The organism is Shewanella oncorhynchi, from assembly GCF_012584455.1.
GTDB lineage: Bacteria > Pseudomonadota > Gammaproteobacteria > Enterobacterales > Shewanellaceae > Shewanella > Shewanella oncorhynchi.
On sequence record NZ_JABAEB010000012.1, the window covers coordinates 40,804 to 48,379 of the forward strand.

Here is a 7,576-nt window from a genome sequence, read left to right on the forward strand (position 1 = left end):
CCACAAGGTCGCTTTCGTTTTATCGGCTAAATCAGCTTAAGCTGACTGAGTCGACTATCGTGTTATTCAACAACCATCACGTTATTCAATAATCGCATTATTCAATCAGCAGCTCATCGAAGCTGCTGATTTTGCGGAACTCGCCAGTTCGTTGCTTGCTGTCGCGAACCATTTGGCAGGTCATCATACCCGCAGCGTCAGCAGCCTTTAATTCTTCAATAACATCAGACACAAACAGCACTTGTTTGGGGCTTAAGCTGATAGTGTTGAGTATATTGCAGTAAGCCTGCTTATCTAATTTGTTGCCCGTACGGGTGTCGAAATGGCCGTTAAACATTTCAGTTAAATCGCCGCCGTCACTGTGGCCGAACAACAGTTTTTGCGCGTCGACAGAGCCGGATGAAAAACTGTAAATACGTAGATTTTGTGCGCTAAAACGTTTCACTGCTTCAATAAAGTCCGGGAAGATATGGCCCTTAAATTCACCGTGTGCATAGCCTTGCTTCCAAATTAACCCTTGTAAGGTTTTAAGTGGCGTAGCTTTACGGTCTTCGTTGACCCACTGTTGCAGTATTTCAGTTACACGCGCTAAGTCAGCCTCGGGCTCTAGGGCGATATCTTTAGTGTCACAAATACAGTTTTCAACCAATACATTGTGTTGGTTCTGTTCTAAAAAGTCTGGCAAGGCTTTGACAGAATAGGGGAATAGTACATCTTGGATAAAGTTTAGGTCTGTCGTGGTGCCTGCTGTGTCTACGACTATGGCTCTGATACCCATAATGTTTTGATACTCCACAATATGTTGGCTAAAAAATGCAACTCCGATCCTAAGCGTTATTGGTGAAATTGGCTAGTCTATTTCACCCAAACACATGGGCAAATTGTGGGTGATATCACTAAGCGATAAGATTGAAATTTGATTAATCTAGTAATTTTAAAAGCTTATCCACTGATTATCCGAGAAAACACTAACTTGATACTGGATTTCATCTCGTTTATTGCGCACAAGTTTGTGGTAGACATAAGACTATGGTCTTAATAGCTAAGGGAAATTTAGGCTGCTATTGTAGTTAATGTATCTTTACTCCTTTATACCTTGCATGCTGTGGTTTTCGGGAGATGAGACAGCATATTTCACCTGCGAATAGAGAGACCTTACATGAAATATTTACCCGCACTTGGCTTTGGTATCCTATTAGCCTTATTGAGTTTTATCAGTTTCTCATTAGTCGCGAGCGCGGGTTATATGTTGGACATGTTGAGTGCGGTGCCTCACATCTCGCATAACAGTGTGGAGTATCTTTTATTGGCGGCTCATGATGCGAGTTTGCTGATATTGCTTGCAGGTTTAGTGCTTTATGCTTACCACAGGATCTTTCCTAAACTTCCCTTCGATTGGTTTACCGCTGTGCTTATCCAAATGCCGCTTGGCTTGGCGGTACTGGTGTTAGATGGTTTTACTTTAAACCTGTTTTCATTCAAAGGTTTTGCTCTAACGTTGACCACTTTAGCCGCTTCATTTGGGGTGTTAAGCCTCTTTTGGTTGCTCCAACGCAGAGCTAAGCGCTTCGAGGCGAGGTTGAGCTAAAAAATTGAGAAGACCAAAAAATAAGGCCATTAAAGTTGTTTTCAATGGCCTTGATTTTGTGAATTTACAATTTAGTCAGTAGAGAGTGTTTGTTGATGTATGTTCTAGAATTGATAGCTGAGGGCCAGTTTGTAGTTACGTCCCGGTAAGGTTTTTTCTTCATCATCAGGCCAAACCGAGTAAGTCTCATCCTGAGTTCTAGGCTCGCTAACCAAGGGGCTTGATATGTGAGATATACGCTGTGAAGTTGATAGCCTTCTGCATCCATTCCTCTTTTGAGCTGAGCCTCCGGAAGACGGGTCATATCCATGGCAGTCGTAATGCTGAGATCAGCTGCCAGCTGATCCCAAGATTGATTTTATCTTGTGGAGTACTGTTATAGGGCTGGCGAATATCTTCAATAGTGCAAAGGTAAAAGTTGGGCATGCCCTCGACATTCATTTTCACTTTGCTGTATTCTGCTTCGATACCGCTCGAATAGAGCATGCCAATATTTTTACTGGAATAATCTCTATGTGTGGCTTCTGTTGGGGAAGCTGGTACTTTTTGACCATCGACAATGTTGTACATATAAGGTGCGGTGTCGATATAATTTTGCATTATGGCGGTGCCGGGCAAACAGCTGAAACATTGGCTGGCGAATTTGCAAAATAACAATGCCCAGGGTGAGTTTTATCTAACCGATATTATTGCGATGGCACATCGGGATGGCGTTGAAATCGCTACTGCCCATCCAGCCATGTCGGTAACTTTGTTGAACTGAAAAAAACCGTGTTAGGCTAAGGTTCTAAAGCCAATCATCTGACTTATCTGGGGGATGCGGTGATCGGCAGTAAAGTGAATGTCGGTGCTGGCACTATCACCTGTAACTACGATGGCGCCAACAAATTCCAGACCACGATTGAAGATGGTGTGTTTTTTGGTTCCAACAGTTCACTGGTGGCGCTGGCTCTGTGGTGACACATGACGTCGCTGCCGACGAATTGGTGGTCGCACGGACCAAACAACGGCATATCAGCGGTTGGCAAAGACCGGTCAAAATCAAAAAATAAGCTGATTTAAGCGCTATCGTAGCAGCACGACTGGTTTAGCGTGCTGTTCCTTCTTTGATGCCTACTTCCGGCCATTCCTGCACTAATAAGTAGCCCTGATTACGGTAAGTCACCAGCAGTTCTTCCGCTTGACCACTCAGCTGCACTAACTTTTTCCGCAACCGGCTGATGGCAATATCCAGTGCCCGGCCTGCCAGATAAGTATCTGTTTCACCCAATGCCAGCGCTAATTCTGTTCGGCTGATAATTTTTCCCTGATGGGCAATCAGTTTAATCAGCAACTGTTGCTCGTTTTCACTCAATTGCAGTGCATGCTGTTGATAGCACAGTTGACGATTTTCCAGATTAAGCCGGAACTGTAAAAACCGCAGATCGGGTACAGTCACAGCGTGCGGCGGCAAGCGACGCAATAAACCCTGGATGCGAAGCAATAACTCCTGCGGAAATACCGGCTTGCAAATGTAGTCATCAGCACCAGCGCCCAGCCCTTGCACCCGGCTTTGTTCCGACGCGTTGGACGAGATCAAAATTTTACCGATGTGGGGTTTGCATAGCTGGCGGCACAGTTCAATACCACAACCATCCGGTAATTGCACATCGGCGATCAGCAGTCGTAAATCTGGTTGTGACAACATGGACATGGCGGCAGCCAGCGAATGTGCCAGGCTGACCTGGAAACCTTGTTGTTGCAGGAAGGCACTGAGCGCCAACCCAAGCCATTCGTCGTCTTCAACCAACAACACCCGGATTTGTTCAGTCATGCCGCACTCCTTCGATTTTTTGCCGTAGCAACTGCGCACTGCGGCTGGCAAGCTGACTTAATGGCTGTTGTGATGCGGACACTCGACTGAGCTGGGTTTCTAGTGCTGCCAGCCGCTCCGCCAGCAATTCCAATCCCAAAGTAGCTGCCATACCACGCAATTGATGCAGATTGGCCTGCAGTTCAGCGCCATGCAAACTGGGCCACTGGCTGATCTGCTGCTGTAATTCGGCAGCCAGCCCGGCTAATTTTTGTTGCACCAGTTGCGCCGGTAAATAACAGGCGAAACTTTGAAAGGTCTGGCTGTTGGCTATTAACGGCCAGGGCAACAATTGACGAATACTTTGTTGTAACTGTGCCAGCTCTACCGGCTTAGTCAGCACTTGTTTAATGCCTGCAGCCAAACAATCCTGCTGCAATTGCCGGCTGGTATCGGCGGTTAATGCCAGCACAGGTGGCAGTGTGCTTGGCAGGGGGCCGGCCAGCTGTTGTTGCAACTGACGGAACAAACTCAGGCCATCACTGTCTGGCAGATTCATATCTAGCAATATCAGCTCAAAGCTGTGTTGCTGACAGAGACCAAGCGCCTCTGCCGCAGTGGCGGCCACCAATACCAGATGGCCATCGTGTTGTAGCAGTGCTTTGATAATCTGCTGATTTAGCTCAACATCTTCGACCAATAGAATATGTAGGGGCGGTATGGTACTGCTAGCGACTGTCGCTATAGGATCCGAAGCGCTGATCGGTGTCAGCGGTAACTGAAAGTAAAAACAGCTACCAACACCGGGCTGGCTGGTAAATTTTAATTCCGTCCCCAATAACTGCAGTGCTTTTTGACATAAAGATAAACCCAGGCCAGTACCTTCCCGCAGTTCCTGCTGCGAAGCCCGGATAAAAGGCGTCAGAATATCGCGCTGGTCGTCAGGGCTGATGCCAATGCCACTGTCTTCAACGGCGAACCTGATGCTGTGTTGTGGGGCGCTCTGATCAGTCAGTTGCACCTGCAGCCGGACAAAGCCATGATCGGTATATTTAATGGCATTGCCCAGCAAATTAATCAGCACCTGCCGTACTTTGCCCTGATCAAAACGATAGATGTGCTGCGAATTCAGCTGTGCTGTTTGCAAACTTAACGCCAATTGCCGTGCTTGCGCCAGCGGCTGCATCGTATCGAGGATGCTCTGCAACCAGGGGAGTAATAAGGTGTCCTGAGGTTGGATTTGCACCTCGCCATGCTCCAGACTGGCGTGCTCCAGCACTTGTTGCGCCATGGTCGATAATGCCATGCCTGCGTCAATAATAATGCTGCAATCCTGCTGCAGCTGCGGATCCTGTTGTTGTAACCTCATCAGTTGTGCTTTGCCGACGATGGCATTGAGCGGCGTGCGTAATTCGTGGCTCAATGACGCCAGAAAGCGGCTTTTTAACGCGGCTTCGGCTTTGGTTTGTTGTTGTAACCTATCCAGCATCTGGATACGTCGTTCTGAGCAGAGTAGGAAATAACTCAGCGTCAACCCATAAACCACAAAATATGATAAAGCCGCCACCGCCACATTTAATAGATTAAAGCTAAAGATACCGCCTAAGTCACCGACCAACATGATATAAGCAATACGGTAGCTCATCAGCATGATTAATAACATCAGGACCGCCTGAAACAGTTTGACCCCTAATGAAAATCCGGCTTTTTGTTTGGCTCTCAGCACCCGGATACTCAGCAAGCTACAAAGGGAAAACATCAGACTGACCAGGATAATGCGGCCATCGGTATAAGGCGTGATATAGGTGAAATACAAAAAAGGCAGGCTAAAGCTGAGCGTGAGTACAGTTAACAAGCTTTTGTTGCGCTGGTAGCCGAAGAATAAGCGGGTGCCCCATAAAATGGCTAACACTGCGGCCAGCAAAATATGGTTGGCTAACACCACTCCCAGCCAAACCGGTGTCTTGCTTTGAGTACTGAGTAATAACAAACCCAGCGGCAGCAGGCTATTGCCAATCGCCCACTGTTTCGGGCCAGCAAAATCTTTATTCAGCAGATATAACGGCCAGATAAATAAAGCACAGGCCAAAGTCACCATGACCGAAGCTAACGAATGCGCGAGCGGATCCAACATTACCACACCTGGATTGCCTTCAATCGGCATCTCTGAGTACTACAACCTAGCTATTTTACCCTGTTTAGTGAGGAATAACAGGGTAACTTTTGTACCTTTTATAGGGTGTTGTGACGAACCTGCGCTGCCGTGACTTTTCTACTTTTCCGACAGCCACATCATCGACAGCTGTTACATGACGTTACACAGCACCAGGCCTTTTTGTTCAGAAATTGGAACCAACATGTTAGCATCCGGCGATTTTTTATTCTGGTGAATGACTCACCACTGATTATTACTTTGCTATGGAGCAGATATGATTCGCCTCTTGCAGTTAGCTATTTTGTGTATTGCCCTGACCGCATGGCCCGGCTGGGCGATGCAAATTTTTGTTGAAACGCCGGCTGGCAAAACTATTACGCTAGATGTGGAAGGGTCTGACACAACTGAAAATGTGAAAGCTAAAATTGAAGATAAAGAAGGTTATCCGCCTGACAGTTATGCTTTGTTTTTTAAGCAAACTAAAATGGCAAACGACGTTTACACTTTAGCTGATTACAACATTGGCAAAGACAGTAAATTAATTATGCTGTTGCCTGATAGTTACCTTTTTCAAGGTCCGGCCGCCGTAAACGGTTACTGTTCCAGCGGTTTCTATCCTTCGATCCCGGGTGGCGGGGTTTTAATTTTGGCGCTATCGGGACCAGGCGGTTATTGTGCAATCAATGAAGAAGGGTTGGTGAGTCATTCAAATGCGTTCAATACAACTGGATTTCTCATCAGAAATCTCAGGGCCACATTTACCCCGAAAAATATTATGTTAGTTAACAAAGCAAATAAGCCGCTCGTTGCTACTGTTACCTCTCTGGACAAAGATAATACTGAAATTTTTCATGAAAATTTTACGATTGAGCCCGGGACTAATGGACTAAGTTTGAGCGCTGCTCATGGTTATACTGGCGACTTATCAATTCAATTGAGTCAGGGCGCCGAGGTTTACCTAAAAGGTTTTAGCATTATTCCAAAACCAGTCAATACCGCGCCGAGTCTTTCAGGTCAGCCAGCAACAACGGTGTTTGCAGGCAGTTTGTATAGTTTTACTCCAACAGCATTCGATGCTCAGGGAGACAGGCTAACATTTTCAATTGCCAATAAACCCGTTTGGGCGACTTTTGATACAGTCACTGGCGTCCTCTCCGGCAGTCCAGATTTTGATCATGTTGGTGACTATCCCAATATCCGAATCAGTGTCAGTGATGGTTTGTTGAGTGCGTCATTAGCAGCATTTTCTATTCAAGTGAAGGCTCCTGTTTACCAGGTCAGTTTTATCGATGCCGATGGCAAGCCATTATCGACCCAGCAAATCACTCATGGCCAAGCGGCGACAGCGCCTGCGGCTCCGGTGCGAGAAGGTTTTACCTTCAGTGGTTGGGATGTGAGTTTTGTCAAGGTCACTGCGGCGATAACAGTGAAAGCGCAATATAGCCAGAATATCTATGCGGTCAGCTTTGTCGATGCCGATGGTCAGCCATTATCAACTCAGCAAATTACTCATGGCCGGGCGGCAACAGCGCCAGCTGTGCCGACGCGGGAAGGGTATACCTTCACCGGTTGGGATGCCAGTTTTGTTAATATCACTTCAGCTTTAACAGTTACAGCGCAATACAGCCAAAATGTGTATGTCGTCAGCTTTGTTGATGCCGACGGTCAGTCGTTATCGACCCAGCAAATTACTCATGGCCGGGCGGCAACAGCACCAACAGCACCGGTGCGGGAAGGTTTTACCTTCAGTGGTTGGGATGTGAGTTTTGCCAAGGTCACTGCGGCGATAACAGTGAAAGCGCAATATAGCCAGAATATCTATGCTGTCAGCTTTGTCGATGCCGATGGTCAGCCATTATCGACCCAACAAATCATCCATGGGCAAGCGGCGATAGCGCCAGCTGTGCCGACGCGGGAAGGGTATACCTTCACTGGTTGGGATGTCAGTTTTGCTAATATCACTTCAGCTTTAACAGTGACAGCGCAATACAGTCAGAATGTGTATGTCGTCAGCTTTGTTGATGCCGACGGTCAGTCGTTA

The 7,576-nt window shown here is 46.9% G+C and carries 6 protein-coding genes and 1 pseudogene; 3 read left to right on the forward strand and 4 right to left on the reverse strand.

The genetic code is table 11. From position 1 onward, the window contains the following. Positions 1-97 precede the first annotated feature (97 nt). Positions 98-778, reverse strand: a complete 681-nt coding sequence (gene mtnC, locus HGO26_RS17735) for an acireductone synthase (RefSeq protein WP_105253037.1) — start codon at positions 776-778, stop codon at positions 98-100. A gap of 381 nt (positions 779-1,159) precedes the next feature. Here mtnC and HGO26_RS17740 point away from each other — a divergent pair, with 381 nt between their 5' ends. Continuing rightward, entirely contained in the window at positions 1,160-1,588 is a 429-nt protein-coding gene (locus HGO26_RS17740) for a hypothetical protein (protein WP_168826872.1), read from the forward strand. A 300-nt stretch (positions 1,589-1,888) separates the two neighbouring features. Here HGO26_RS17740 and HGO26_RS22305 read toward each other — a convergent pair whose 3' ends face one another. Further along, on the reverse strand, positions 1,889-2,188 hold the full coding sequence (locus tag HGO26_RS22305; RefSeq protein ID WP_211085952.1) for a hypothetical protein: 300 nt from the start codon (positions 2,186-2,188) through the stop codon (positions 1,889-1,891). Positions 2,189-2,323: 135 nt separating this feature from the next. Here HGO26_RS22305 and glmU point away from each other — a divergent pair. Beyond that, a pseudogene (glmU, locus tag HGO26_RS17750) lies at positions 2,324-2,640 on the forward strand (bifunctional UDP-N-acetylglucosamine diphosphorylase/glucosamine-1-phosphate N-acetyltransferase GlmU); the annotation flags it as partial. A 35-nt stretch (positions 2,641-2,675) separates the two neighbouring features. On the opposite strand, the gene HGO26_RS17755 reads toward glmU, so the two are convergent. Then, complete coding sequence (locus HGO26_RS17755; protein ID WP_168826873.1) at positions 2,676-3,401, reverse strand: response regulator transcription factor; 726 nt, start codon at positions 3,399-3,401, stop codon at positions 2,676-2,678. Continuing rightward, positions 3,394-5,514, reverse strand: a complete 2,121-nt coding sequence (locus tag HGO26_RS17760; RefSeq protein ID WP_168826874.1) for an ATP-binding protein — start codon at positions 5,512-5,514, stop codon at positions 3,394-3,396. Before HGO26_RS17760 ends, HGO26_RS17755 begins: the two co-directional genes overlap by 8 nt. 295 nt (positions 5,515-5,809) lie before the next feature. On the opposite strand from HGO26_RS17760, the gene HGO26_RS17765 reads away from it, so the two are divergent. Then, a partial coding sequence (locus tag HGO26_RS17765) for an InlB B-repeat-containing protein (RefSeq protein ID WP_211085953.1) occupies positions 5,810-7,576 on the forward strand: 1,767 nt, incomplete at its 3' end.

Coding starts and splice junctions, on each gene's coding strand:
- HGO26_RS17760 (WP_168826874.1), bottom strand. CDS start 5,514: ATGTTGGATCCGCTCGCGCATTCGTTAGCTTCGGTCATGGTGACTTTG.
- HGO26_RS17740 (WP_168826872.1), top strand. CDS start 1,160: ATGAAATATTTACCCGCACTTGGCTTTGGTATCCTATTAGCCTTATTG.
- HGO26_RS17755 (WP_168826873.1), bottom strand. CDS start 3,401: ATGACTGAACAAATCCGGGTGTTGTTGGTTGAAGACGACGAATGGCTT.
- mtnC (WP_105253037.1), bottom strand. CDS start 778: ATGGGTATCAGAGCCATAGTCGTAGACACAGCAGGCACCACGACAGAC.
- HGO26_RS22305 (WP_211085952.1), bottom strand. CDS start 2,188: ATGCAAAATTATATCGACACCGCACCTTATATGTACAACATTGTCGAT.